This is a genomic window from Streptomyces jeddahensis, from assembly GCF_001642995.1.
GTDB classification, from domain to species: domain Bacteria; phylum Actinomycetota; class Actinomycetes; order Streptomycetales; family Streptomycetaceae; genus Streptomyces; species Streptomyces jeddahensis.
In genome coordinates this window covers 188067-213041 of record NZ_LOHS01000088.1, presented here as the reverse complement: position 1 = coordinate 213041, position 24975 = coordinate 188067, and the positions used below count along the sequence as shown (strand labels likewise).

Sequence of the window (24975 nt, the reverse complement as noted above, 5' to 3'; positions counted from 1 at the left end):
CCCCGCCGCTAAGCGCTCCGCTCGAGGTGCCGCGATATGCCGTCGATCGTCTGCGGCACCATCGCGGCTGGTCGCGCAGTTCCCCGCGCCCCTTTGGGGCGCTGCCGAACCGCAGCGGACTTCGCCCGACCTACTTAGTCCCTGCCGTCACACTCCCGCCTGCCCCGCGACGCTGGCCCTGACTAGCGGTAAGGGGCCGGTCTCCCGCGAGAACGTGCTGTGCCGCCACCGGCGCCCTCGATGGCTACGCTCGGTGATGGGCAGCCGGATGGCGGTCCGGTCTGTGGTGGCGGCCCGTTCGGGGGGAGCATGGTGGAGCGGGACGAAACGCGGTGAACCGGGCCACGGGCCGGGCCCGGCCGGAGAGCCGGTACGGGACGGCGTGCCGTTGCGCACGGTGGAGGCGGTGCCTGGGATGACGTCAGGATCCTTCGTGGCGGGTGGCGAGGAGCCGGTGCGCGGGTCCGCGGGGCCGAGCGGGCTGCTGGACGTACTGGGCGTGGCGGCGGTGCTGCTCGATGCGCAGGGGCGCATCGTCCTGTGGAGTCCGCAGGCCGAGGAGCTGTTCGGTTACACCGCCCAGGATGCGCTGGGCCAGTACGCGGCCCGGGTCCTGGTCCACGAGAAGCACCTCGATGTGGTGACCAAGCTGTTCGCCGATGTGATGGCGACCGGGAGCGGCTGGGCCGGGGCCTTTCCCGTACGGCACAAGGACGGCGGCGTACGCCTTGTGGAGTTCCGCAACATGCGGCTCCTCAACGATCGCGGAGACTTCTACGCCCTGGGGCTGGCCGCCGATCGGGCGGCCGTGCGCCAGGTGGAGCGGGATGTCGCGCTGTCCATGCAGATGGTGACGCAGTCGCCGATCGGGCTCGCGGTACTGGACACGGATCTGCGGTTTGTGTCGGTCAACCCGGCGTTGGCGCAGATCAACGGCGTGCCCGCCGAGGACCACATAGGCCGCACGTTCCACGAGGTCCTGCCGTTCCTGGACATCGACGCCATCGAGTCCGCCCTTCGGCGCGTGCTGATGACAGGCCGGCCGCTGATCGAGCGGTCCGCCGTGGGGCGGACTCCGGCGGATCCGGGCGAGGACCACGCCTGGTCGGTGTCGTACTACCGGCTGGAGGACGCCGCGGGGGCGGTTCTGGGGGTGGCCATCTCGGTCCTGGACGTCACCGAGCGCCACCGGGCGGGCGTCGAGGCCGAGACCGCCCGGCGGCGCCTGGCCCTCATCGCCGACGCCTCCGCCCGCATCGGCACCACGCTCGACCTGAACCGGACAGCCCGCGAACTCGCCGACATCGCGGTGCCCGAGCTCGCCGACATCGCGACCGTGGACCTGCTGGACACGGTGGTGGAGGGCCGCCGCAGCGGCCTCTCGAGCGGCGACGCGGCGGTGATACGCGCCGTTGCGGTTCAAGCAGGCCATCCCACGGAGGCGCTCAAGGCGGCCGACCCGGAAGGGCAACTGGCCTGGTATCCCGCTGATCGCCTCGTCACCGAGTGCGTGCGCACGGGCCTCCCGGTCATGGTGCGGCACGTGACGGACCAGGATCTGCGCCGTATCGCCCGCGACGAACAGGCGGCGGCACACCTGGCCCGGGCGGGCATCCACTCCTATCTGGCGGTGCCGCTCATCGCCCGCGGCGAGGTGCTCGGCGCCCTCGACCTCAAGCGCAGCCGCAACCCGCGGCCCTTCAGCGAGGACGACCTCGTCCTGGCGCGTGAGCTGGCCTCCCGGGCGGCCGTGGCGATCGACAACGCCCGCTGGTACCAGAACGCGCGCAACACCGCCGTCACGCTCCAGCGCAGCCTGCTGCCCGAGCGCCCGCCCGCCGCTCCCGGTCTCGAGGTCGCATCGCGCTATCAGCCGGCCGGAGCGGCCAGTGAGGTCGGCGGGGACTGGTTCGACGTCATTCCGCTGGAAGGCGACAAGTCCGCGCTGGTCGTCGGCGACGTCATGGGCAGCGGCATCGACGCCGCCGCCACCATGGGCCGGCTGCGCACCGCGACCAGCACCCTGGCCTCCCTCAACCTCGCGCCCGCCACGCTCCTCGAACACCTCGACAAGATCACCGAGGGCCTGGACCACTACATCGCCACCTGTGTCTACGCCGTGTACGACCCCCACACCCAGCGCTGCGAGATCGCCAGGGCCGGACACCTGCCGCCCGCGCTGGTACGCCCCGGCCGCCCCCCGGAGCTGCTCGATCTGCCGACGGGTGTGCCGCTGGGCGTGGGCGGTGTCCCCTTCTCCACGACCACCGTCGACCTGCGCCCCGGCGACCAGCTCGTGCTGTACACCGACGGCCTCGTGGAGACCCGCCAGCATTCGCTCGACGAACGTCTGAGCACGCTTCTGTGGCTCCTCAACGAGCCGGGCCGCCCGCTGGACGACACCTGCGACCATCTGCTGCGGGCGCTGCGCCATCCCGACAACCACGACGACGTCGCCCTGCTCATCGCCCGCGCACGGCGGTGGAATCCATCAGGCCCCTCATCGCCGACGCAGTGACGGCACACGCTCAGCAGGGTCGAGGACCAGGGGTCAAGAGGGGGTCGGCTTGATCCACCCGAGCGCCCGCTCGACGGCGCGCTGCCAGTTGTCGTACTCCGCCTCCCGTCGGCCGGGGTCCATGTCCGGCAGCCATTGGGCGGCGCGGTGCCAGTTGCGGCGGAGTCCTTCGAGGTCGGGCCAGTAACCGACGGCGAGCCCGGCGGCGTAGGCGGCGCCGAGGGAGACCGTTTCGGCGACCATGGGGCGTACGACGGGGACGTCCAGCACGTCGGACACGAACTGCATGAGCAGGTTGTTCGCCGTCATGCCGCCGTCGACCTTGAGCTCCTTGAGAGGGTTCGGCGAGTCGGCGTTCACGGCGTCGACGACCTCGCGGGTCTGCCAGGCGGTGGCCTCCAGTACGGCGCGGGCGAGGTGCCCTTTGGTGATGTACGACGTGAGGCCGACGATGACGCCGCGCGCGTCGCTGCGCCAGTGGGGGGCGTACAGGCCGGAGAACGCGGGGACGATGTAGCAGCCGCCGTTGTCGTCGACGGTGCGTGCGAGGGTCTCGATCTCGGGTGCGCTGCCGATGAGTCCCAGCCGGTCACGGAACCACTGCACGAGCGAGCCGGTGACGGCGATGGGGCCTTCCAGCGCGTAGACCGCCGGCTCGTCCTTGATCTTGTAGCCGACCGTGGTCAGCAGCCCGTGCCGTGACCGGATCACCTGGGTGCCGGTGTTGATCAGGAGGAAGCTGCCGGTCCCGTAGGTGCATTTCGCCTCGCCGGGCGCGAAGCAGGTCTGTCCGAACAGCGCCGCCTGCTGGTCGCCGAGGGCCGCTCCGATACGGACGCCGGGCAAGAGCGCATCCGCGACGGCGTAGGGCTCCGCCGAGGGCCGTATCTCGGGGAGCATCGCGCGGGGTACGCCGAAGTACGCCAGCAGCTCCTCGTCCCAGGCGAGGGTGCGGGTGTTCATGAGCATGGTGCGGCTGGCGTTGGTGACGTCGGTGATGTGCCGTCCCCCGGCGGGTCCGCCGGTGAGGTTCCAGATCAGCCAGGTCTCCATCGTGCCGAAGAGCACGTCGCCCCGTTCGGCGCGCTCGTGCAGGCCCTCGACGTGGTCGAACAGCCAGCGGATCCGGGGTGCGGAGAAGTAGGTGGCGAGGGGCAGGCTGCAGCGGTCGAGGAAGAAGTCGTCCCCGGTCGTGCGCCGCAGGTCCTCGACCATCGCATCAGTGCGGGTGTCCTGCCAGGAGATCGCCCTGCCCACGGGAGCGCCCGTCGTCCTGTCCCACAGCACCGTCGTCTCACGCTGGTTGGCGATGCCGATGGCCGCCACCTGGCCGTCTTCGACTCCGTCCAGGGCCTGCGGCGCGATGCGCTGGAGGTTGCGCCAGATCTCCACGGCGTCGTGCTCGACCCAGCCGGGGCGCGGGAAGTGGTGCTGGTGCTCGCGCTGGGCGACCGACACCAGGCGCCCACGGTGATCGAACAGGATGCATCGCGTGGAAGTGGTGCCCTGGTCGATGGACATCACATAGCGTTCAACCATGAGCGGGCCTTCCGTCGGATGCGGGCGAGGAGGGCGTGGACGTCACTTCACCAGCGGGCGGCTCCGAGATCGCGGGAGACCGCGCGGGCGGCGTCGCGTACCAGGGCGACGAGGTGGGGATGGGGCCGGCCCCGCGTGTCGCAGATGCGCTCGACCGCTCCGGACACGCCGATGGCGCCGACCACGAGGCCGCCCTGCCCCCTGATCGGCGCGGCGATCCCCGCCTCACCGATGATCATTTCCTGGATCTCGGCGGCCCATCCGGTGTCCCGGATCTCGGCGAGCGCGCGATCGAGTTCCTCGGGGGTCGACACCGTGTGGCGGTTGTACGCCTCCAGGCCGGCCTCCACGAGCGGCGCCACGGGCGTGCCCCCGTAGGCCAGCAAAACTTTGCCGAGCGCGGAGGCGTGGAGCGGCAGCAGCGAGCCGACGTCCAGGGTCTGGAGCGTGTCGTCGGGCCGGAAGACGTGATGGACGACCAGTACCTGGCCCTCGAGGGGCGTGCCGATGCGGACCGCCTCGCCGCTGCGGGCCGCCAGGGCGTCGGCCCAGTTGATGGAGCGGGACCGCAGTTCGTTGACGTCGAGATAGCTGGTGCCGAGGTGGAGCAGGGCTGCCCCGAGCTGGTACTTGCCGGTCGCCTGGTCCTGCTCGACGAAGTCGACGTGCTGCAGGGTGCGCAGGATGCCGTGGGCGGTGCCCTTCGCCAGGCCCAGTGAGGCCGCCACCTCTCCGAGCCCGAGTCTACGGTGGCCGCTGGCGAGCAGACGCAGGATCGCCGCAGCTCGCTCGATCGACTGGACCGCGCCGGGCATGGTGCGATCGTAACTCCGCCTCGGTGTTCGGCACTGTCGGGCCGCACGCAGGCGGCTCTCGCCAGGCTGGGCAACCGGTCCGGATTTAACCGAATGTTTCGATTCTCGTTCGATGGCCGACATCTTCGTTCGGCATTGTCGACCGCTATTCATTGACCGGCCGCGTCTCGCTCCCTAGCGTGCCCTATTAGCGCAGTTTCCACCATTGCGCGGCGCGCGACGTTCCCTCGTCGACAGCGCGCCGGTGGCGCTCGACATGTGCGTCACCACCGAAGGGCGTCCGGAGGAGGACACGTGGTAGCACGGCTGAACACCCCACGGCCGGGCTCGTCGGCGAGCTCGCGGGGCGGCAGCACAGCTGGCGTCCCTGGCCTGCCGTGCCTGCTCGCCCGCTCGGACGCGCGTCCGGCCGCCCGGCTACGGGCCATGGCAGGCGTACTGTGAGCGCCACCGCCGTGGGCGGGTTCCCCGGTGCTCGGATGACGCCGAAGGCGGACCCAGGCATTGAGCACGGCAGGCACGGCATCGAGCATGTCTGTCCGGTGCCGCACATACCCGAGGCCGTGGCCGCTGTGCGCCAACACGCTCGCACGGTCCTGGCCGACTGGAAGCTGCCTCCGGACACCACCGAGGACGCCCTCCTGGTGGTCTCGGAACTGGTCACCAATGCGGTCACCCACGCCCGCCCTCAGACCGTGCTGCGACTGGCCTGGACCCGGCTCGACGGCCGCCGCGCCCTGCGCATCGAGGTGACCGACGGCGGTCCCGTGTCGCTCGCCGAGCGACCGGCCGACCTGCAGCCGGACGAACACGGCCGCGGCATCCCGATCGTCGCCGCCCTGTCCGCCCGGCACGGCGTCCGCAGCGACTGCGGCGGGGTGACTCGGTGGGCGGACATCGAGACATCGTGACTGTTAGTCGACTGTGAGTCGACTGTGAGTCGCCGTCACAGCGCCATCCGTGCGCGGATGAGTCGCGCAGCCGGTGCTTACTCCCCGTATTCGCGGTCGTGGACCGGCGCATCCGGCAATTGGCTGTCCAGCGATTCCCGGTAGCGGACGCATCCGCGCAGGAAACGCGGCCATGGCGGCACCGCCACGTCCGGTTCGACGCGCTCCGGCAGCAATCCCCACAGCCGGGGGTGGTGCCAGCACAGATCGTGCCCGGAACTGTCCCTGTGCTCACGGATGCCCGTACGCAGCCGCCGCACCTCGGCCACCAGTTCGTCACGGCTCAGCCGACCGAGATCATCGTCCAGGTCCATGGCCCGCACCCTAGACCCGGCGGCAGCTCTCAGCCGGCTGAACCACGCCGTATGTCAGTCGTCGTCCGCGTCAGTCGTCGTCCGTGTCACGCGGGTCGAAGGACCGCGTGTCCACCGTCAGCGGAGTCGGGAAGGCCGACGCCACCGCGTCCCAGCGCACGAACTTGAAGTTCGTGGCGTCCCGGTCGCCGTCCTCGGGAGCGGCCTCTCCGTCGTGGGTGACCAGCAGGCCCTTGGGGAACGACGCGCCCAGCGGGACGTTGACCACCATGGCGCCGTCGGACTCCTGCACGCTGTCGGTCGCCGGGCCGTCGGCGATCTCGAACTGGCCGACGTACGCGTTGCCGCTGTCGCGCCGGTACACGGCGAAGGTGTTGTCGCCCTGGCTGGAGGCGAGGACGTAGCCCTTGCCGTCAGCCGCGTGGTACACGGTGATGCCCTCGGCGTCGGCGGACAGGTGCGTGCCGCCGTAGCCGGGGTCGTTGGCCGTGTCGATCACGCACTCCTCCTCCGCTGCGTCGTACGTCCACGGCACGCCGTACTCGCGGACCTTGTCGATGAGGGCGGGCGTCTCGAACTCCGCGTCGTCCAGGGGGATCCGCCACAGGCCGACGTCCTCCTGTGCCGCGTACAGCACGTGCTTCTCCTGGTCGACGGCCATGCCCTCGAACTGCGCACGGTCGCCCGGGTCGGCGCACGGCGTCCACTGCTGGCCGTTGGGCAGCGTGAACGAGCCGGGCATGTCGATGGTGTCCTCGGTGGCGTAGCCGACCTTGCCGTTGCTCGCGGTCAGCTTCAGCAGCTTCAGGCGGGTCTCGGAGCGGCGGCTGACCACGACGTACACGTTGCCGTCCTCGACGTATGCGGCCAGGCCGTACGCGGTGCGCTGCTCGTCGACCGCCGTCTCGGAGGCGGAGAAGACCGGCGCCACTCCGGCGGCGGTCACGTCGGTCAGCGGGGGACGGCCCTCGGACACCGCCTTCGGGTCGATGGCGTAGATCCGGATCCGGTCCCGGCCGCGGTCGCTGACCAGGGCCAGGTCGGTCTTCTTCCCGGCGAGTTCGAAGCCGTAGACGACGTCGACGTTGTTGAACCGGCCCGGCTCCGCGTCCTCGCTCGGCGCTGCCGGAGCGGCGATGTGCTGCAGACGCTGCCCGTTCAGGCCGTACACGTCGAGTCCGGCGTTCTTCAGCGTGCCGATGACGATGCTGCGCGCAGGGTCGGCGGGGTCCACCCATACGGCGGGATCGTCCGCATCCGCGTCGCCGCCGGCCTCGTCGTCGTACACCGCCGGGCTCTCCACCGACGCCGTGGTCGCGACCGGCGCAGGCACGGAGACCGCGAACGCGGCGGGGGCCGAGCCGGCCAGCAGCAGGGCGGCGAGCGCGGCGAGGGTACGGGGACGGCCGAAACGGGATGACGCGGACACTCTGGGGGCTGCCATGAGGCTCCTCTGTCAGGAACAGATCAACATGGATCGTTTTCGCTCGGGGGCGGTCCCGAAAACTAGGCCCCACCGGTGAACTGCGGCCGCCGACCGCATGGACAACCACGGCACGCCGCGGAAACGATCACCGGTACGGCGAGCACCGGCCCAGCCCGGAAGAGTGACCGGCCCAGCCCGGAAGACTGACGGCTCTCCGGGTGACGACAGGTCGGAGCATGCCAGTCCGGCGTGCGCCCCGAGCGGCAACCGAACTCCCGGCGAGCGTAAGGGAGTTGACGGATCGGCATGATCTTGATCCTCCCCCAACAGAGCCAAACGGTCGATGATCGTCACCACGGTCGAGGCGAATGGATCGTGCTAAGCGAGGTCTATGAGACTGTCCCGATTCGCGGCATGTGCCTCCTCGCTCCTCCTCGCCGTCTCCTGCGCTGTCACCGGCGCCGCGACGGGGCAGGCGTCCCCAAGGGAGGCGGCAGCCACCGGTTATGTGGCCCTCGGTGATTCCTACTCCTCCGGTGTCGGAGCCGGAAGCTATATCGGCTCCAGCGTCGACTGCCTGCGCAGCAACAGGGCGTATCCCGTGCTGTGGGCCGCCGCCCACTCACCCTCCTCGTTCAGCTTCACCGCGTGCAACGGCGCTTCCACGCGCGACGTCCTGGCCCGCCAGCTCGGGCCGCTCAGCGCCCGTACCGGCCTCGTCAGCATCACCGTGGGCGGCAGCGACGCGGGCTTCGCCGACGTCATGACGACGTGTGTGCTGCAGGACACCAGGGCATGTCTGTCCGACATCGCCCAGGCGCACGCGTACATGGAACGGAAGCTGCCCGACGCCCTCGACCGTGTCTACACGGCCATCAGGAGAAAGGCCCCGGCTGCCCACGTCGTGGTGCTCGGCTACCCGCGCCTGTACCAGCTCGACGGCACCTGTACCGGCGGCCTTTCGGAGACCGAGCGGTCCGCCCTCAACGACGCCGTGGACCATCTGAACGGCGTGACCGCGAAGCGCGCCGCCGACCACGGATTCACCTTCGGCGACGTCAGGACCACCTTCTCCGGACATGGGATCTGCTCCCGCCGGCCGTGGCTGCGCAGCATCAACTGGCTGGCCCTCACCGAGTCGTACCACCCCACGGCGACCGGACAGGCGCGTGGCTACCTTCCCGTGTTCACCGACGCGACGTGACCTCCGGGGGCCGACACACAGGCTGACCTGCTGTGCTTACGCCTTCACCGCCCCCGCCGTCCTCCCGGCGGGGGCGGGGGCGGCAGCGACTGACTCCGGCTAGCCGAGCGCACGGTCCAGATTGAAGGCCGCGCTGATCAGCGACAGGTGGGTGAAGGCCTGGGGGAAGTTGCCCTGCTGCTCCCCGGTTTGGCCCACCTCCTCGGCGTACAGGCCGAGATGGTTGGCATACGTGAGCATCTTCTCGAACGCGAGTCGGGCCTCGTCCAGGCGGCCGGCGCGGGTCAGCGCCTCGACGTACCAGAACGAGCAGATGGAGAAGGTGCCCTCCTCGCCGCGCAGGCCGTCGGGGCTGGCCTGTGGGTCGTAGCGGTACACCAGGGAGTCGGAGACGAGGTCCTCACCCAGCGCGTCGAGCGTGGAGAGCCACTTCGGGTCGGTGGGTGAGATGAACTTCGCCAGCGGCATCATCAGCAGGGACGCGTCGAGGACGTCTCCGCCCTCGTACTGGACGAAGGCCTGCCGCTTGTCGGACCAGCCGCGGCGCATGATCCGGCGGTAGATCGCATCGCGGGCCCGCCCCCAGCGCACCAGGTCCGCCGGCAGCCCGCGATGCCGGGCCATCCGCATCGCCCGTTCGATCGCCACCCAGCACATCAACCGCGAGTAGAGGAAGGCCTTGCGTCCGCCGCGGGTCTCCCAGACCCCCTCGTCGGGCTGGTCCCAGTGGTTGCACACCCAGTCGACCAGGTCGCAGATGCTGTCCCAGTGACCGCTGGAGATGGGCTGCCCCCACTTGTCGTAGAGGTAGAGGGAGTCGATGAGCGCTCCGTAGATGTCCAACTGGAGCTGTTTGACGGCACCGTTGCCGATGCGTACGGGGGCCGAGCCGCGGTAGCCCTCGAGGTGGGGCACTTCGCGCTCGGGCAGCTCGTGGCGTCCGTCGATGCCGTACATGATCTGCAGCGGACCGATGGGGCCGGCCGACCGGGGCTGCTCACGGCTGATGTGCTCGGTGAGGAAGCCCATGAAGGCTTCCGCCTCGTCGGTGAACCCCAGCCTGAGCATGGCGTACACGCAGAACGCGGCGTCGCGGATCCACACGTAGCGGTAGTCCCAGTTGCGCTCGCCGCCGATCTGTTCAGGAAGGCTGGTGGTCGGTGCGGCGACGATGGCGCCCGTCGGGGCGTATGTCAGGAGCTTCAGGGTGAGGGCGGAGCGGTGGACCATCTCCCGCCATCGGCCCCGGTAGCGCGACCGGGACAGCCACCGCCGCCAGTAGCGGACGGTGGCGTTGAACTGCTGTTCCGCCTCGCTGAGGGCACAGAACCGGGGTGCCACGCCCCCGCCGACCCGGTCGAGGGCGAAGACGGCCGACTCGCCCTCGTGCAGTTTGAACAGCGACCACACGTCCTGGCCGGTGACCTCGACCGGGACCGTGGACGTCAGCGCGAGGGCGAGCGAGGGCGTCTCGAAGATCGCCTGACCGTCCTGCACGTGCACGGTGTGCGGCTGTGTCCCGTACTCGAAGCGGGGGGCCACGCGGGCATGGAACGGCAGCGATCCTCGTACGCACACCACGCGCCGGATCAGCCGATGCCGGTCGGCCTCGCGCGAGTCGTCGACGACCGGCATGAAGTCCTGGATCTCGCCGACTCCGTCGTCCGCGAAGAAGCGGGTGATCAGCACGTTGGTGTCGGGGAAGTAGAACTGCTTCGTACGTGCCGGGACGTCCGCGGCGAGTTCGAAGGATCCTCCCTTGTCGGCGTCGAGGATCGAGGCGAAGACGCTGGGCGCGTCGAAGCGCGCGCAACAGTACCAGTCGATGGTCCCGTTCGTGCCGACCAGCGCCGCGCTGCGCAGATCACCGATCAGTCCGTGCTCGGCGACCGGAAGATAGCGGCTCGCGCCGCGGCTCGTATCGGCGCCGCCGGGCCATCCGCCCGGGGAGCCGGACCTGCCCGCGGCGCCTTCGGCCTCGACTGTCACGTCGGCCTCTGTCACGTCAGCCTCTGTCACATCGGCCTCCTGCGGCGTCTCCCACTTGTCCGCGGCCCCGCTCTTCAGGCTACGAGTCGCCGGGCCGCACAACCACGCTTGTGCGGCCCGCCCGCGAAAGCCTGGACGCGGCGAGGCGTCCAGGCTCGAGACAGCGCGGCGTTCGTGGATCAACGTCCACGCTTGAAGGCGTCCTTCACGTTTTCACCGGCCTGCTTGACGTCGCCTTTGACCTGCTCGGTCTTGCCTTTGGACTCCAGGCTCTCGTCGTCGGTCAGTTTGCCGGTTGCTTCCTTCGCCTTGCCCTTCATCTTCTGGGCGGCGTTCGAGGCCTTGTCTTTCCTGGCCATCACATATCTCCCAGCGATGTGCATTTCCGGACGAAAACACCCAATCTGCGCATACCCGGATTCAAGGGTCCGAACCTGCGGCGCTGGGAGACGCCGCCGTACCCGATCAGGCCGTACGCGAGCAGCTCGTTCCCGTCGTTTCGCCGTCACGATACGGGCTACCCGAGCCGCGACAGTCACAGGAGGTGAGCGGCGATGCAGCATGACGAGTTCATCGGCCAGGTGCAGTCACGTGCCCGCCTGGACAGCCGGGGCGCGGCCGAGGCGGCGACCCGCGCGACGCTGGAGACCCTAGCCGAACGCATCCCTGCCGGGCTGGCTGAGAACGTGGCCGCTCAGCTGCCGCAGGAGATCGGCGAGCACATCCGGCGTGTCGAGACGGCCCCGGACCACCCGGTCGCGGGCGTGCGCATGACCCGGCAGGAGTTCTTCGACCGGGTTGCTCAGCGGGAGGGCAAGGACGTCCCCAAGGCGGTCCACGATGCACGTTCGGTGATCGAGGTCGTCGGCGATGCCGTGCAGGGTGGTGTGACGGACAAGATCCGACGGTCGCTGGACGACGATACGGCCACCGTGCTTTTCGCGGGCAGCACGGGGACCGCCGGCGGTTAGGAGCTCTGGTCGGCTTCGGGCAGCGCTTCGACCCTGGGAGCCTGCGGCGACTGATAGACGCCGGTGACCAGCATGCGCACCTCGCCGGCCGGGCTGATCTCGGCACGGAGTATGCCGGTGGGATCGCTGTACACGGGATGTCCGCCCGGTCCCACAGCGTCGGTACGCTCGACGATCACCTCGTCCGTCACTACGCCGGCCCCCGATGACCGATCGGTGAACGTCAGCCGGTAACGGTCGACGGTCTTCATGACGGCCTCCCACAGACGAAACCCCACATGGCGGACAATTGTGAGCCTCTCTTTCATGATGCCCCCGGAACATCCCGACAAAGTGCGCTCTCCCGACGACTCCGATGCGTTCTGTTGTGCCCGGACCAGGGGTTCGGTGCGGTGGTGTGGGGCACTCGGGTCGCCTCGGGAGGTTCCAGAGTCCGGAGGGACATCATGGGCGTTCCAGTACGAGACACCAGCGGTCCGGTGCGGGAGAGGATGCTCGGCATCTACCTCAATGATCATGTGGCCGGGGCGACGGGCGGCGTCGAGCTGGTCCGCCGTATGGTCAAGGAGCACCGCGATACGGCGTACGGCCCCGATCTGGAGGGCCTCGCGACCGAGATCGCACAGGACCGGCATGCGCTGCTGCGGCTCCTGGCAGACCTCGACGTGCCGGCTCGCCGTTACAAGATGTACGGGGCCTGGCTGGCCGAGAAGGCCGGGCGCGTGAAGCCGAACGGCCGTCTCCGGCGTCGCTCGGGCCTCACCGTCGTCATCGAGCTCGAAGCCCTGCGGGTCGGCGTCGAGGGCAAGGCACTGCTCTGGCGTTCCCTGCTCGCGGCCGCCGCGCGCGACTCCCGGCTGGACGCCCGGCGGCTCCAGGAGCTGCTCGACAGGGCACGCACGCAGACCGAGGTCCTGGATTCCCTGCACTCAAGAGCCACGTCCGCGCTGCTGTCGCCCGGCCCCAGCGCACCGGTGGGAGTGCAGGCAGGCGTCGCTTCGTGAATCCGACTACGCCCGCGTCCCGGCCGCACTCCACCCGCCTCCCGGCCGGACTCCACCCGCCGCCCGGCCAGACTCCACCGGCTGCCCTCGGCCCCACTCCACCTGCCGTCCTCGCCTGACCTCCCTCGGCCGGCCTCCCTCGGCGTGAGATCGCGGGATCCGCGCCCGCGAGATCCCCGGAATCGCCATCCAACGACCGCTCTCGGACGTATCCCGTTCGGGGACACGTTGGAGGAGGGAAGCTGAGGAGGGAAGGTCATGCTGATCTTCAGTGATCTATGTCCCGCCAAACACGATCACGACAAGAAGGGCAGGACGACGTCGAAGCGAACCGACACGACGGGCAAGCGGCGCCGTCGCCGTCGTCGTCGCCACCACCACACCCGCGACCACAAGTGGTGATCTGCAAGTGACGGCTGAGCGGGCCGGAGCCCGGAGGCGGGAGCTCTCGGCCCGCTCGGCCCGCGATCCCGTTTTCTGAGGAACGCGTGCCATGGCGCGTGTCTCGCGGCCTGCCCGGCTGCCCGGTTGGTGGTCTGCCCGGCTGGCCGGCCGGTGGTCTGCCCGGCTGGCCGGCCGGAGGTCTGCCCGGCTGCCGGGACGGCGGTCTGCCCGGCTGCCTACCCGGAGATCTGCGCCCCGCTCTGCCCAGCGATCTGGGCCGCACTCTGCCTGGCGATCCGAGCCACGGTCTGCCTGGCGGCGGCCCCTCCTGCGGCGCCTGCTGTCGGTGGCCGAGGACTCCGACGCCGTGGTGGCCGCCGCGCCGCCCGTCCGCCCGCGCGAGGTGTTCCGGCGCTTCTGGCCCTACACGCGGGGCGGTCGGCGCTGGCTGCTGCCCATACTCGGCTTCAGCATGGTCGGGCCCCTCATCGACGCGGCGGAGATCTGGCTCTTCAAGATCGTCGTGGACGACGTCCTCGTCCCTCGCGACCTGGACCCGTTCCTGTGGATCGCCGTGGCCTATCTGGGACTCATCGTCTGCTCCGGCGTTCTGGGCTTCGCCGACGACGTGCTGTCGACCTGGGTCAGCGAGCGTTTCCTGCTCGCGCTGCGGTCGGATGTGTTCCGGCACGTCCAGAGCCTGTCGCTCGGCTTCTTCGAGCGGCGGCGGCTGGGGGACGTACTGGCGCGTGTCACGGGCGATGTCGACGCGGTGGAGACATTCCTGCTGTCGGGGGTGGCGAACGCCCTGTACCACGTGATCCAGCTGGGTGTCTTCCTCGGCCTCCTGTTCTACCTGCAGTGGGACCTCACCCTCCTCGCCCTCGTCATCGTGCCGCTGTTCTGGCGTGCGGCCCGGCACTTCTCCCGGCTGATCAAGGCCGCGTCGCGCGAGCGCAGACGGCGCAGCGGTTCGATCAGCGCGATCGCCGAGGAGTCGCTCGGCAACGTCGCCCTGGTACAGGCGTATAACCGCCAGGCGTGGGAGCAGCGCCGGTTCGACCGCGAGAGCACCGGCAAGTTCCGGGCGGCGATGGCCTCGGCACGGATCCGTGCCGTCTACGAGCCGATCGTCGAGGTCGTCGAACTGGCCGGCGCGCTGGCCGTGATGGGCCTCGGCACCTGGAAACTGGCACAGGGTCAGCTGACGCTCGGCGGGCTCCTGGTGTTCATCGCGCTGCTCAGCAGGCTCTACAGCCCGATCCGCGATCTGTCCCACCTCACCAGCACGTTCTACGCGGCCTCCGCCTCCGCCGAACGGATCATCGAACTGCTCGATCAGCGCCCCCAGGTCACCGAGGCCGCGCATGCCCGGCGGATCGGGCGCGCCCGGGGAGATGTCGAGTTCGACGGCGTGTCGTTCCGTTATCCGGGTACGTCCCGGTGGGCGCTGTCCGGCGTGTCGTTCCACGTGGCGCCCGGCGGAACACTGGCGCTGGTCGGGGCGAGCGGCGCGGGCAAGTCCACCGTCGCGAAGCTGCAGTTGCGCTTCTACGACCCCGACGAGGGAGTGGTCCGCCTCGACGGCGTCGACCTCCGCGACCTGCACCTGTCCGAGCTGCGGGAGAACGTCGCCGTGGTGCTCCAGGAGACGCTCGTGTTCCACGGCACCGTGCGGGAGAACATCGCCTACGGCCGACCGGACGCGACAGAGGCGGACATCGTCGCGGCAGCCCGCACCGCAGACGCGCACGGCTTCATCCAGCTGCTGCCCGACGGCTACGACACCGTGGTGGGGCAGCGGGGGCGCACACTCTCCGGAGGGCAGCGCCAGCGCCTGGCGATCGCCCGCGCGATGATCAGGGACGCGCCGGTCCTGCTCCTCGACGAGCCGACCACGGGCCTGGACGTCCAGTCGGGCCGGCGGATCATGGAACCGCTGCGCAGGCTGATGGCCGGGCGCACCACCATCGTCATCTCCCACAATCTGCTGACGGTCCGCGACGCCACCTGCATCGTCGTCCTCGACCGCGGCCGGGTCGCCGAGTGCGGCACCCACCAGGAACTGGTGCGGCGGGGCGGGGCCTACGCCCGGCTGCACCGGCTGCACGAGATCACCGGCCCCATGCCGGCCGGGTCTCCGACCGGATCCTCCTGGCCCCTGAACACGGGGACGGTGCTCCCGTGACGCACGGCGGTGCCGCCCTTGCGGACGTTCTGGCCCCCGGGACGAGCCCAGCGCCGGGCTACGAGATCCTGGCGCACCTGACGCGGACCGGCTGGCTCGATCTCTACGACACCTGGAGCGAGGAACGGCACTGCCGCTGCGTGACCAAGCTCGTGCGGCCGGACCGCCGCCACGAGGAGCGACTCCACGAGCGACTGCTCCGGGAGGGCCGCTGGCTCCGGGCGTTCACCCATCCGCACCTGGTCCGCGCGTACGAGGTCGTCGAGTCGCCGGAACCGCTCGTCGTACTGGAGACGCTGACCGGCGAAACGCTGTCCCACCTCATCCGGCGGCTGCGGCGCCGGCCGGCCGCCCGGGACGTGGCGCTCCTCGGCGCGCAGCTGTGCTCCGCGATCCACTACCTCCATGGTCAGGGGCTGCTCCACCTCGACCTCAAGCCGTCCAACGTCGTCGTCGAGTGCGGGCGCGCCAAAGTGCTCGACCTCAGCGTCGCGCGACCGCCCGGCACGGCGCCGCCGGGCATCGGCACGTTCTGCTATCTCTCCCCCGAACAGGCGCGCGGCGCACCGCTGTCGGCAGCGGCCGACGTATGGGGCATCGGCGTCACGCTCTACGAATTCGCCACGGGTGACGCACCGTTCGACAGCGGAGAGACCGTGGACGACGGCGGCTCGGCCACACCGACCACGACCGTCGTCACATCAGCCACACCGGTCACATCGGGCGGCAGCGCGAGCGGCAGCGACGACTGGTATCCGCAACTCGAAGGCACCGCCCCGGCATTGGCGTCCCGCCGACGCCTGCCGCACGGACTCGCGCCGGCCATCGACGGCTGCCTCAGCCCCGATCCGGCCGCCCGGCCCACTGTCCGGGAACTGGCCGTCGTGTTCGACGCGACGCTGAACCGACTGATGCACGCGGCGAACCGCCTTTGAGCCGGACGGGATCGGCGAGCGGTCGGCGGGCCGGGGCCGAGGGCTGGAGACCGGGGGACTGTGAACGGGGGGCTGGGGACCGGGTCGGCCGTCACACGTCTGAAAGGCCGGCCGCGTACCGCCAGAAGTCCCGCATCAGAAGCGGCGGGGTCGGCCCGGGCATCTGCACCTGGGTGAGCAGGATGGCCGCCGTGCCCGTGGACGGGGTGATGTGGGCCGTCGTACCGGTGCCGCCGATCCAGCCGTAGCGTCCCGGCACGTTCCAGGGATCGACGGCCTGGACGTCGACCGAGCCGCCGAAGCCCCAGCCCTGGCCCTCCAGGAACAACCGGCCGGCCTCGCGCTGGGGCGGGGTCAGATGGTCGGTGGTCATCTGCCGCACCGAGTCGGGCGACAGGAACCTACGGTCGTCCACGGTGCCCCCGGCGAGCAGCATCCGGGCGAAGGCGTGCAGGTCGTCGACGGTCGACACCAGCCCGCCGGCGCCGGACGGGAACGCCGGCATGGCGGACCACTGCCCGTCAGGGGCGTCGATGAGTTCCAGGCCGCCCGGTGGATCGGTTCGGTAGTAGCTGGTGAACCGGTCGAGCTTGCCGGCCGGTACCGCGAAGCCCGTGTCGGCCATGCCGAGCGGCTCGAACAACCGCTCAGCCAGGAACTCGGGCAGTGGCCGGTCCGAGACCCTCGCGATCAGCACGCCCTGGATGTCGGAGCAGGTGTTGTACAGCCAGGCCTCGCCCGGCTGGTGCAGCAGCGGGATCCGGGACAGAGTGGCCATCCAGTCGTCGGGCTCGGCGACGTTCTGCGGTTGCGGCGGTCCTTGTTTCAGATCGCTGAACAGCGGTCCGACCGCCGGCAGCGAGAAGTCGGACGGGAAGCCGTACCCGGCGCGGGAGGTGAGCAGATCGAGCACCGTGATCGGCCGGGCCGCCGGAACCACGTCGTCGACGGGACCGGCCGGTGTCCGGACGACGACCGGAGACGCCAGCTCCGGCAGCCATGGCGCGACCGGGTCGTCCAGCGCGATCCGGCCGTCATCCACCAGCATCATGACCGCCGCGGCAGTGACGGGTTTGGTGATCGAGGCGATACGGAAGATCGAGTCCCTCGCCATGGGGGCCGTGCCCTCGGCATCGGCGGAGCCAGCGGCCTCTGCCTCGATGCGGTCGCCACGCGCGACCAGGGCCACGGCCCCCGGCACCGATCCGTCACTGACGTGCGGCTTCAGAAAGTCGTACAGGCTGGTCATCGGTCGGCCGGGTCCTTTCGGTCCTCGCGGTCCCGCCTGCATGGCGCTGCCGGGCGGGCTTGCGGACATAGGACTCCCACGGCGGAGCGGAATCATCGGTCGGGCGCCGTCAGATCCGACGCGACGGTCGGCCGCAGCTCACCGTCACCACCTCACGGTCACCACGCCACCGTCACTGCGTCACCGTCACGGTGGTCACCATCGAGGCCGTCGGCCGGCCCCAGGCCTACGAGGCCGCCACGAAGCGCGCCACGGCCAGGACCGTACCGTCGGCCGAGGTCAGACGGACGCCCGAGAGCGTCGACGGATCCACGGGGGCCGGGGCGCCCCAGTAGCCGTATCCGTCATGCACCTCGAACGTGCCCACTTTCACGGTGGTGCCGTCCGTGCGCTCCAGCAGGCAGGTGATCTTCCCGCTGTACGAGATCCCGGCGTCGTCGAGGTCGACGGACATGTAGACCCAGCCCGGCTCCCGGGCGTAGGCCCAGATCTCACCGGCTTGAGGCCGATCGGGACCGGCTCCGGTCAGGTCTGCCCACAACAGGCCCGAGGGGGATTCGGCCTCTTGCGAGGGGGCGGCCGTCCAGGTCTCGATGGCCGTGCCGACGGCCCAGCCGCCGAAGCCGAAGACGAGCGCGAGCGCGGCCGCGGCAGCAGCGACCCGGAGCCGTAGCCGACCCGGTCGTCGTCCGCGGAAACCCCTGGGCGCGCGGCCGAGTCCGCGCCCGGGCAGACGTCGTCCTTCATGCGCGCCCGACGCCTGGGTCAGCGCCCGCGCCACCCGGGTTTCGAACCCGACCGGCGGCTCGCTGCCCGGCAGCAGGCCGATCAGCCCGTCGCCGACGAGGGTCAGCTGCTCGACGTACTCCCGGCAGTCCGCGCAGCGGTCCAGGTGCGCGACCCCCTCGGCCCGCTCGCGGCCCGGCAGCACGCCCAGAGCCAGCTCGGCCCCGATTTCCCGCAGCGTCTCGCAGGTCACGTCATTGGACATGGTCGCCTCGCTTCGGGGACGTGAGCGTGGTCCGCAGCTTGCCCATCGCTGTCCTGATGCGGGTCTTGGCCGTGCCCAGGGGGATGTGCTCCCAGTCCGCGATCTGCTGGGCGGTCATTCCGTAGATGCCCGCCATCACCAGGGCGCGGCCCTGTTCGCGCGGCAACTGTGCCACGGCGGCGCGCAGCCTGGCCGACGCGTCGTCGGCCAGCGCACGCTGCTCGGGGGTGTCGGTCACGACGTCGAGGAGGGCGTCGAGGTCCTCGGGCGCCACCGGCTCGGGCCTGCGGGACCGGATGGCGTCGATGGCGAGGTTGTGTGCGATGGTCGTCAGCCAGGTCGTCACCGATCCGCGGCGGGAGTCGTAGATCTGCGCGTGCCGCCACGCGCGCTCGAACGTCTGCTGGGCGATGTCCTCGGCGAGCTGCGGGTCGCCGGTCACGGCGATGGCGACGCCGAAGACCGTGTGCTGGAACCGCCGTACGAAGGTGACGGCGAGCTCTGGATCGCCCGTGGCCAGGCCGGACAGCAGAGCCTCGTCCGGGAGGCGGCCCACCGGGAACCGAAACCTCTGCATACCCGTATATACGGTCCGTATCGGCTGCGGGATTCCCCGGCGGCCGCGGAGGATCCTCCTTCCGTGTAAGGCGAATCCGCCGCGCGATCCATCGGAGCGATCCATCGGAGCGATCCGCCAGTGCTTGCAATCCTTCGGCCGCTGCGGCCCGTATCCCATGTGCTGGGCTTCGTCCGCCCTCTCGCCCTCTCGCTCTCTCACCCTCATGCCGACAGCCGGCCTGTTCGCCGTCATCTTGATGCATGGAGGAAAGAGGAGAAATCTAGTGATTTGTCGCTATGTCGGGTCGGGCTGGTGAACGAGAGGCACATCGCACCCGTCGGCACCCCGCCCCCGGCCATGGAGCCCTGCGTCGACATCCGGGGGCAGTCGGTGCAGAAAGCGAACCATCCATGAAAGTGACCGCTCCGCGGCTCCGGACCGCGTCGCGTCCGGACGCCGCCGCTTCCCCACCCCTGACCACGTCCGCCGCCGACGTCGGGATGCTTCTGCTCCGACTCGCCGTGGGTCTGCTGCTGGCCGGCCACGGTGCGCAGAAACTCTTCGGCATCTTCGGTGGCCCCGGGCTGAGCGCGAGCGGCAAAGGCTTCGCCGAGCTCGGCTACCACCCCGGTGAGTTCTTCGCCGGCCTCGCCGGTGCCTCGGAGCTCCTCGGCGGGCTCGGTCTGGCCGTCGGCCTGCTCACCCCGCTGGCCGCCGCGGCCGTGGTCGGCGTCATGATCAACGCCATGGCCACGACGTCGTCGAACGGTCTGTGGGCGGACAAGGGCGGCATGGAGTATCCGCTGGTCCTTGCCTCCGCCGCGATCGCCGTCGCCGCCGTGGGTCCCGGGCTTCTCTCGCTGGACCGGCCGTTCCGGTGGCGGCACGGCGGATGGCTCCCGGCCGGCGTGGCGGTGGGCCTGGGCGCCGTCGGCGCCGTCGTCGTCCTCGCCTTCACATGACGTCTGCACTCGATTGACGTCTGACGGCCGCAGGCAGCTCACGTCCTCGGCCGCGGCGTCCCGAGCCGCCCTAAGCCGCCGCTACGTCGACGCCTCGCGCGCGGGCGCCGCGGTTGTTCTCACCGGTTCATACTGAAAAAGGAGGCAGTACCAGCCGCTGTGTGGAGAATCTGCTATGCCGGATCCCAGGCCTGCGGGGGACTGGAGAGCCCTGGTCGACGATCAGGCCGGAGCCCGGTGGGACGTGCTGCCGGTCGCCCTCGTCGTCCTCGACGGCGGCGGACGCATAGTGCAGTGGGCCCAGGCAGCCACCGACCTGCTCGGTTACGCGGCCGACGAGGTCCTCGGCCGTGACAGCACCGAGTTCGTGCTCCCCCAGCAGCGGGCTGCGGCCCGATCCCTGCGGGAGGCCGTCGCAGCCGGGCGGAGTGCGACCGGGTCCTTTCCCGTACGCCACAAGACCGGCCGCACCGTCCAGCTGGAGGTGTGGCTGTGTCCGGTTACCGGTCCCGGCCGTGCGGGCCGGGGCATGCTGTGCCTGGCCGCCGACGCCCGCGAAGCACAGCGCACGCGCAGTGGTCAGGCGCTGCCTGAGGGGTGGTTCACGGGCTCGCCCGTCGGCCTTGCCTTCTTCGACACGGAACTGCGGTTCCAGCAGATCAACCCCGCGCTGGAGGCCATGAACGGCCTGCCCGCGGCGGCGCACCTGGGCCGGCGCCCGGTGGAGGTGCTGCCCGGCGTCAACTCCGAGCAGATGGAGGCTGCGCTGCGCCGGGTGCTGGACACCGGCGAGCCGGTGGTGAACTTCCGCCGCATCGGCCGCACGCCCGCCGACCCGCAGCGCGACCGCGTCTGGTCCTGCTCGTACTTCCGTCTCGACGACCCCGCCGGGCGGCCGCTGGGCATCAGCGGTTCGATCATCGACATCACCACCGACGAGCGGGACGACCTGTCCAGCACCACCGCCCGCCGGCGCGTGACCATGCTCAACGAGGCGACGCTACGGGTCGGCTCGACCCTCGACGTCGCCCGCACGGGTCAGGAACTCGCCGACCTCGCCGTTCCCCGGCTCGCCGACATCGCCACGGTCGACGTCCTGCGGACGGTCACCGATGCCGCCGAACCGCTGACCGGACTGGCTGCGGACGCCGCCCTGCGCCGCCTCGGCAAGGCGCCCGTGTACGGATCCCGCATCGCCGACGTCCTCGCTCCCGTCGGCCGCATCCTGTACTTCCCGGCCGTCGCCCCCTACACGCAGGCGCTCGTAGACCGCCGCCCCTTCCTGCTGCCCCTCGTCGACGCCCGCGCCGTCGCCCCCGCCGCCCGCTACACCTCCACACCAGAGCAGATCCGCCGCATGGGTGTCCACTCGCTGATGATGGTGCCCCTCATCGCCCGCGGCCTCGTCCTGGGCGTGGCCACCTTCCTGCGGGCGGACGAACCCAGCTCGTTCGACTCCGCCGACCTCGCGCTCGCGGGCGACCTGGCCGCTCACGCCGCCATCTGCATCGACAACGCACGGCTGTACCACCGGGAGCACGACACCGCTCTCACCCTGCAGCGCAGCATGCTGCCCCGCCGTCCGCAGGCCCCGGCGGGCATGGAGATCGCCCACTGCTACCGCCCGGCGTCCGACATCAACGAGATCGGCGGCGACTGGTACGACGTCACCGAGATCACCCCGGAGAGAACCGCGCTCGTCATCGGCGACGTCATGGGCCACGGCATCACCGCAGCCGCCGTCATGGGCCAGATGCGCACCACGGTGCGTGCGCTGTCCCATCTGGACCTGCCTCCCGACCAGCTCCTCGACCACCTCGACCAGGCGATGCAGGAGCTCGACGACCCACTGCTCGCCACCTGCCTGTACGCCGTGTGCGACACCTCGACCCACCGCTGCCGGTTCGCCCGCGCCGGCCATCCCCCGCCCGCCGTGATCACACCCGACGGCAACGCACGTCTGCTCGACCTGCCTCCCGGCGCACCGCTGGGCATCGGCGGCATCACCTACACGACCACCGAGGTCGCCCTGCCGCCGGGAAGCCTGCTCGTCCTCTACACCGACGGCCTCATCGAGGCCCGCGGGCACGACCTCGACGAACGCCTGACGGAACTCACCGATCTGCTCGGGCACACCGGTCAGCAGCCTTCCGGCCTCTGCGACACGCTGGTCACGCACCTTGCCGCGACCCCGGCGGAGGACGACATCGCGATCCTCATCGCCCGCGTCGGCACGCCGACGCCCTGAGGGCGTCTCCGCTCGCCGGACGGCGAGCGGAATCGATCCCGGCGGGCGAACTCCGGTCAGCGAGCTGCGACCGGCGGACGCCGGCCGGGCAACTCCGGCCGGCCAACTCTGGACGCCTAACTCTGGCTGGTGAACAACAATTCACCTACAGTGGTGAATTGCTATTCACCGAATTCTGCTTCCGCGACTCCGCTCGGAGCATGCCGATGTCTCGTGTCCCGGGTGCTCCGGCGCCACCCCTCAGGGAGCGCCTCACCGTGCCCGTGCTGGCCTTCGGCGGGTCGCTCATGGCGGTCATGCAGACGGCCGTCGTACCCCTGCTGCCCGATCTCCCGCGGCTGACCGGTTCCTCGCCCACCGCCGTGTCGTGGCTGGTCACCGCGACGCTGGTGGCGGGGGCGGTGTTCACCCCGGTCCTGGGCAGGGCGGGCGACATGTACGGCAAGCGGCGGGTGCTGCTGCTCGCGCTCGCGCTGATGACGGCCGGCTCGCTGGTGTGCGCCGTGACGTCCGACATCCGGCTGCTCATCGCGGCCCGCGCCCTGCAGGGGTCGGCCGCCGCGGTCGTGCCGCTGTCGATCAGCCTCCTGCGGGACGCCTTGCCGCCGGCACGGACCAATTCGGCGGTCGCGCTGATGAGCTCAACGGTCGGTATCGGCGCGGCGCTCGGGCTGCCGCTCGCGGCGGCGATCGTGCAGTACGCGGACTGGCACGTCATGTTCTGGGTGACGACCGCGCTCGGTGCACTCGGGCTGGTCCTGGCACGGTGGGCGGTCCGGGAATCGCCCGCACGCACCCCGGGCCGCTTCGACGCCGTCGGCGCGGTCGGGCTGAGCACCGGCCTGATCTGTCTGCTGCTGGCCATCTCGCAGGGCGGCGACTGGGGCTGGACCAGCCCGGTGGTGCTGGGTCTCGCCGGTGCCATGGTGATCGTGCTGGCCGCCTGGTGCCTGCACCAGATGCGGGCCCGCAATCCGCTGGTGGACCTGCGGCTGTCCGCCCGGCCCCGGGTGGCGCTGCCACACCTGGCGGCCCTGTTCACGGGCTTCGCCTTCTACGCCAATTCGCTGGTGACCGCCCAGCTGCTCCAGGCCCCGGCAGAGACCGGGTACGGCCTCGACCTGTCCATCCTGCAGACCGGCCTGTGCATGCTGCCGGGCGGCCTGATCATGCTGTGCGTCTCGCCCATATCCGCCCGGATCTCGGCCGCCCGGGGCGCGAAGACCGCCCTGGCCGCCGGGGCCGCCGTCATCGCCGCGGGGTACGGGGTGCGCCTCGCGGACAGCGAGCGACTCTGGCTGATCATCGTCGGTTCGGCCGTCGTCTCGGCGGGCACGGCCCTGGCGTACTCGGCCCTTCCCACGCTCATCATCGAGTCGGTGCCGCCCCACCAGACCGCATCCGTGAACGGCGTGAACGTGCTGCTGCGCACCATCGGCCAGGCCACGTGCAGCGCCGCGGTCGCCGCCGTGCTCACCCACCACACGATGTCGCTGGGCGGCATCGCGGTGCCCACGCTCCACGGCTATCTGCTGGCGTTCGGCATGGCTGGTACGGTCGCGGTGCTGGCCTGCGCCCTGGCGCTCGTCATCCCGCGCCGCCGCGACCCGGCCGGCGGGGCCGGGCCGCGTGTGCGGTCGGCGGCTCCTGCCGCGGCGGAGACGGTGGAGGGAACGTGAGCGGGCCGAGCGCCACCGCCGGGCAAGGCTCCCGGCGCCGGGACGCGCAGGCGTCTCGGGACGCCATCCTGCGCGCCGCCCGGGTCATGTTCGCCCGCCATGCCTACACCGACATCACGCTCAAGGCCGTGGCGGAGTTGGCGGGAGTCAGCGCGCCGCTGATCGTGAAGTACTTCGGCAACAAGGAACGGCTGTTCGCCCACATCCTGTCCTTCGAGGAGGACGCCGACGCGCTGCTGGACGCTCCGCTGGAGGAACTGGGCCGGCACATGGTCGTCCAGCTGCTCACCAGCCAGGCCGAGCGCGCAACGGCTCCCGTGCTGCGTATCGCCTTCGCGCCCCTGCACAGCAGTCATGGCGAGTACGGCGAGGTGCTCCGCGCCAACTTCAGGAGGCAAGTCGTCGCCCGCCTCACGGAACGCCTCACGGGACCGGACGCAGCCGTGCGCGCCGAACTCGCCCTGAGCATGCTGCTGGGCCTGGGCATCATGTACGGCATCGCCCGCGGCGACGCCGTACGCGCGGCCAACATCGACGACCTCGCCGACCGTTACGCCCCCGCCCTCCAGGACCTCCTCAGCGGCAACCGCTGACCCGCGGGCTCCCGGCGGCCGTCCGGCCACTGAATGCCGCAACAGCCTCCACCGGACCCGCCATACTGGGACGCCATCGGAGGCAGGGAGGTGGAACGGTGAGCCAGCAGCAGGATGACGACGTCCTGGTCGTGGGCGGCAGCGGCGTCGACACCATAGTCCGCGTCGACTCCCTGCCGGTACCGCTCGCCGACTCGGTCCTGGTCGACCCCATCGAGGAGTGGCCCGGCCACACCGGCGGGAACGTCGCCCTCGGCGCCCGGGCACTCGGCCTCCGGGTCACACTGCTCGGCCTCATCGGCGACGACTGGATCGGCGCGCAGGTACGCGAGCGACTGGCCAAGGGGGACGTGGAGTTCGCCCCGGTGATCTCCCACGAGGGCACCCGACGCGCGGTGAACCTCGTGGACCCGACGGGCCGCCGGATGTCCTTCTAGGCGGTCCGCAGGCCCGTGAG

At 70.7% G+C, this 24975-nt stretch carries 22 protein-coding genes and 1 pseudogene; 13 read left to right on the top strand and 10 right to left on the bottom strand.

Annotated elements, in window-relative coordinates; genetic code table 11:
- Positions 1-415 precede the first annotated feature (415 nt).
- Positions 416-2518 (top strand): SpoIIE family protein phosphatase, encoded by a 2103-nt coding sequence (locus tag STSP_RS20060; protein WP_067279767.1) that lies wholly within the window; start codon positions 416-418, stop codon positions 2516-2518.
- Between the two features lie 33 nt (positions 2519-2551).
- Here STSP_RS20060 and glpK read toward each other — a convergent pair whose 3' ends face one another.
- Entirely contained in the window at positions 2552-4057 is a 1506-nt protein-coding gene (gene glpK / locus STSP_RS20055) for a glycerol kinase GlpK (RefSeq protein WP_067279765.1), read from the bottom strand.
- Between the two features lie 47 nt (positions 4058-4104).
- Entirely contained in the window at positions 4105-4872 is a 768-nt protein-coding gene (locus tag STSP_RS20050) for an IclR family transcriptional regulator (protein WP_067279763.1), read from the bottom strand.
- Between the two features lie 479 nt (positions 4873-5351).
- On the opposite strand from STSP_RS20050, the gene STSP_RS20045 reads away from it, so the two are divergent.
- A complete protein-coding gene (locus STSP_RS20045) occupies positions 5352-5783 on the top strand; it encodes an ATP-binding protein (protein ID WP_067279760.1) in 432 nt (143 codons plus the stop codon).
- 77 nt (positions 5784-5860) lie between these two features.
- Here STSP_RS20045 and STSP_RS20040 read toward each other — a convergent pair whose 3' ends face one another.
- Together STSP_RS20040 and STSP_RS20035 are read right to left on the bottom strand one after the other, a co-directional pair.
- Positions 5861-6136, bottom strand: a complete 276-nt coding sequence (locus STSP_RS20040) for a hypothetical protein (RefSeq protein WP_107441349.1) — start codon at positions 6134-6136, stop codon at positions 5861-5863.
- 70 nt (positions 6137-6206) lie between these two features.
- A complete protein-coding gene (locus STSP_RS20035; RefSeq protein WP_078067335.1) occupies positions 6207-7580 on the bottom strand; it encodes a phytase in 1374 nt (457 codons plus the stop codon).
- A 373-nt stretch (positions 7581-7953) separates the two neighbouring features.
- On the opposite strand from STSP_RS20035, the gene STSP_RS20030 reads away from it, so the two are divergent.
- A complete protein-coding gene (locus STSP_RS20030) occupies positions 7954-8766 on the top strand; it encodes an SGNH/GDSL hydrolase family protein (protein ID WP_067279758.1) in 813 nt (270 codons plus the stop codon).
- Between the two features lie 99 nt (positions 8767-8865).
- Here the strand turns inward: STSP_RS20030 and STSP_RS20025 are convergent, their stop codons facing one another.
- Positions 8866-10755: a glycoside hydrolase family 15 protein gene (locus STSP_RS20025; protein WP_107441350.1), complete on the bottom strand. Its 1890-nt coding sequence runs from the start codon at positions 10753-10755 to the stop codon at positions 8866-8868.
- 179 nt (positions 10756-10934) lie between these two features.
- A complete protein-coding gene (locus tag STSP_RS20020) occupies positions 10935-11114 on the bottom strand; it encodes a CsbD family protein (RefSeq protein WP_067279755.1) in 180 nt (59 codons plus the stop codon).
- A gap of 195 nt (positions 11115-11309) precedes the next feature.
- Here STSP_RS20020 and STSP_RS20015 point away from each other — a divergent pair, with 195 nt between their 5' ends.
- A complete protein-coding gene (locus STSP_RS20015) occupies positions 11310-11726 on the top strand; it encodes a DUF2267 domain-containing protein (RefSeq protein ID WP_067279754.1) in 417 nt (138 codons plus the stop codon).
- Here STSP_RS20015 and STSP_RS20010 read toward each other — a convergent pair.
- Entirely contained in the window at positions 11723-11977 is a 255-nt protein-coding gene (locus STSP_RS20010; RefSeq protein WP_232789723.1) for a DUF6296 family protein, read from the bottom strand. The two genes, STSP_RS20015 and STSP_RS20010, sit on opposite strands and share 4 nt — an antisense overlap.
- Positions 11978-12172: 195 nt before the next feature.
- On the opposite strand from STSP_RS20010, the gene STSP_RS20005 reads away from it, so the two are divergent.
- The 4 genes from STSP_RS20005 (at position 12173) to STSP_RS19995 (ending at position 16237) form a co-directional block, all read left to right on the top strand.
- Positions 12173-12730 carry a hypothetical protein gene (locus STSP_RS20005; RefSeq protein WP_067279749.1) on the top strand — a complete coding sequence of 186 codons (558 nt, stop codon included), beginning with the start codon at positions 12173-12175 and terminating at the stop codon, positions 12728-12730.
- Positions 12731-12988: 258 nt separating this feature from the next.
- On the top strand, positions 12989-13132 hold the full coding sequence (locus STSP_RS39230; protein WP_157902871.1) for a hypothetical protein: 144 nt from the start codon (positions 12989-12991) through the stop codon (positions 13130-13132).
- A gap of 328 nt (positions 13133-13460) precedes the next feature.
- On the top strand, positions 13461-15302 hold the full coding sequence (locus STSP_RS20000; protein WP_232789722.1) for an ABC transporter ATP-binding protein: 1842 nt from the start codon (positions 13461-13463) through the stop codon (positions 15300-15302).
- Positions 15299-16237, top strand: a complete 939-nt coding sequence (locus STSP_RS19995) for a serine/threonine-protein kinase (protein ID WP_067279747.1) — start codon at positions 15299-15301, stop codon at positions 16235-16237. Before STSP_RS20000 ends, STSP_RS19995 begins: the two co-directional genes overlap by 4 nt.
- Positions 16238-16328: 91 nt before the next feature.
- On the opposite strand, the gene STSP_RS19990 is transcribed toward STSP_RS19995, so the two are convergent.
- From STSP_RS19990 to STSP_RS19980, 3 genes are all read right to left on the bottom strand, one after another.
- Entirely contained in the window at positions 16329-17486 is a 1158-nt protein-coding gene (locus STSP_RS19990) for a serine hydrolase domain-containing protein (protein WP_067279744.1), read from the bottom strand.
- Between the two features lie 226 nt (positions 17487-17712).
- Positions 17713-18477: an anti-sigma factor family protein gene (locus STSP_RS19985; RefSeq protein WP_067279742.1), complete on the bottom strand. Its 765-nt coding sequence runs from the start codon at positions 18475-18477 to the stop codon at positions 17713-17715.
- Positions 18467-19054: an RNA polymerase sigma factor gene (locus tag STSP_RS19980; protein ID WP_067279740.1), complete on the bottom strand. Its 588-nt coding sequence runs from the start codon at positions 19052-19054 to the stop codon at positions 18467-18469. The genes STSP_RS19985 and STSP_RS19980 overlap by 11 nt, the downstream gene beginning before the upstream one ends.
- Positions 19055-19446: 392 nt before the next feature.
- Between STSP_RS19980 and STSP_RS19975 the strand changes: the two genes are divergently transcribed.
- From STSP_RS19975 to STSP_RS19955, 5 genes and pseudogenes are all read left to right on the top strand, one after another.
- Positions 19447-19998, top strand: a complete 552-nt coding sequence (locus tag STSP_RS19975) for a DoxX family protein (protein ID WP_067279738.1) — start codon at positions 19447-19449, stop codon at positions 19996-19998.
- A 175-nt stretch (positions 19999-20173) separates the two neighbouring features.
- Positions 20174-22246 carry a SpoIIE family protein phosphatase gene (locus STSP_RS19970; protein WP_067279736.1) on the top strand — a complete coding sequence of 691 codons (2073 nt, stop codon included), beginning with the start codon at positions 20174-20176 and terminating at the stop codon, positions 22244-22246.
- Between the two features lie 200 nt (positions 22247-22446).
- Entirely contained in the window at positions 22447-23925 is a 1479-nt protein-coding gene (locus STSP_RS19965) for an MFS transporter (protein WP_067279733.1), read from the top strand.
- A complete protein-coding gene (locus STSP_RS19960) occupies positions 23922-24518 on the top strand; it encodes a TetR/AcrR family transcriptional regulator (RefSeq protein ID WP_067279730.1) in 597 nt (198 codons plus the stop codon). The genes STSP_RS19965 and STSP_RS19960 overlap by 4 nt, the downstream gene beginning before the upstream one ends.
- Positions 24519-24643: 125 nt before the next feature.
- Positions 24644-24952 (top strand): annotated as a pseudogene (locus STSP_RS19955) (carbohydrate kinase family protein); the annotation flags it as partial.
- Positions 24953-24975: the final 23 nt, after the last annotated feature.

Bases quoted from the DNA above. Each gene is read 5' to 3' on its own strand.
- STSP_RS20060 (WP_067279767.1), top strand. From the start codon at position 416: ATGACGTCAGGATCCTTCGTGGCGGGTGGCGAGGAGCCGGTGCGCGGG.
- glpK (WP_067279765.1), bottom strand. From the start codon at position 4,057: ATGGTTGAACGCTATGTGATGTCCATCGACCAGGGCACCACTTCCACG.
- STSP_RS20050 (WP_067279763.1), bottom strand. From the start codon at position 4,872: ATGCCCGGCGCGGTCCAGTCGATCGAGCGAGCTGCGGCGATCCTGCGT.
- STSP_RS20045 (WP_067279760.1), top strand. From the start codon at position 5,352: ATGACGCCGAAGGCGGACCCAGGCATTGAGCACGGCAGGCACGGCATC.
- STSP_RS20040 (WP_107441349.1), bottom strand. From the start codon at position 6,136: ATGGACCTGGACGATGATCTCGGTCGGCTGAGCCGTGACGAACTGGTG.
- STSP_RS20035 (WP_078067335.1), bottom strand. From the start codon at position 7,580: ATGGCAGCCCCCAGAGTGTCCGCGTCATCCCGTTTCGGCCGTCCCCGT.
- STSP_RS20030 (WP_067279758.1), top strand. From the start codon at position 7,954: ATGAGACTGTCCCGATTCGCGGCATGTGCCTCCTCGCTCCTCCTCGCC.
- STSP_RS20020 (WP_067279755.1), bottom strand. From the start codon at position 11,114: ATGGCCAGGAAAGACAAGGCCTCGAACGCCGCCCAGAAGATGAAGGGC.
- STSP_RS20015 (WP_067279754.1), top strand. From the start codon at position 11,310: ATGCAGCATGACGAGTTCATCGGCCAGGTGCAGTCACGTGCCCGCCTG.
- STSP_RS20010 (WP_232789723.1), bottom strand. From the start codon at position 11,977: ATGAAGACCGTCGACCGTTACCGGCTGACGTTCACCGATCGGTCATCG.
- STSP_RS20005 (WP_067279749.1), top strand. From the start codon at position 12,173: ATGGGCGTTCCAGTACGAGACACCAGCGGTCCGGTGCGGGAGAGGATG.
- STSP_RS39230 (WP_157902871.1), top strand. From the start codon at position 12,989: ATGCTGATCTTCAGTGATCTATGTCCCGCCAAACACGATCACGACAAG.
- STSP_RS19990 (WP_067279744.1), bottom strand. From the start codon at position 17,486: ATGACCAGCCTGTACGACTTTCTGAAGCCGCACGTCAGTGACGGATCG.
- STSP_RS19985 (WP_067279742.1), bottom strand. From the start codon at position 18,477: ATGTCCAATGACGTGACCTGCGAGACGCTGCGGGAAATCGGGGCCGAG.
- STSP_RS19980 (WP_067279740.1), bottom strand. From the start codon at position 19,054: ATGCAGAGGTTTCGGTTCCCGGTGGGCCGCCTCCCGGACGAGGCTCTG.
- STSP_RS19975 (WP_067279738.1), top strand. From the start codon at position 19,447: ATGAAAGTGACCGCTCCGCGGCTCCGGACCGCGTCGCGTCCGGACGCC.
- STSP_RS19970 (WP_067279736.1), top strand. From the start codon at position 20,174: ATGCCGGATCCCAGGCCTGCGGGGGACTGGAGAGCCCTGGTCGACGAT.
- STSP_RS19965 (WP_067279733.1), top strand. From the start codon at position 22,447: ATGCCGATGTCTCGTGTCCCGGGTGCTCCGGCGCCACCCCTCAGGGAG.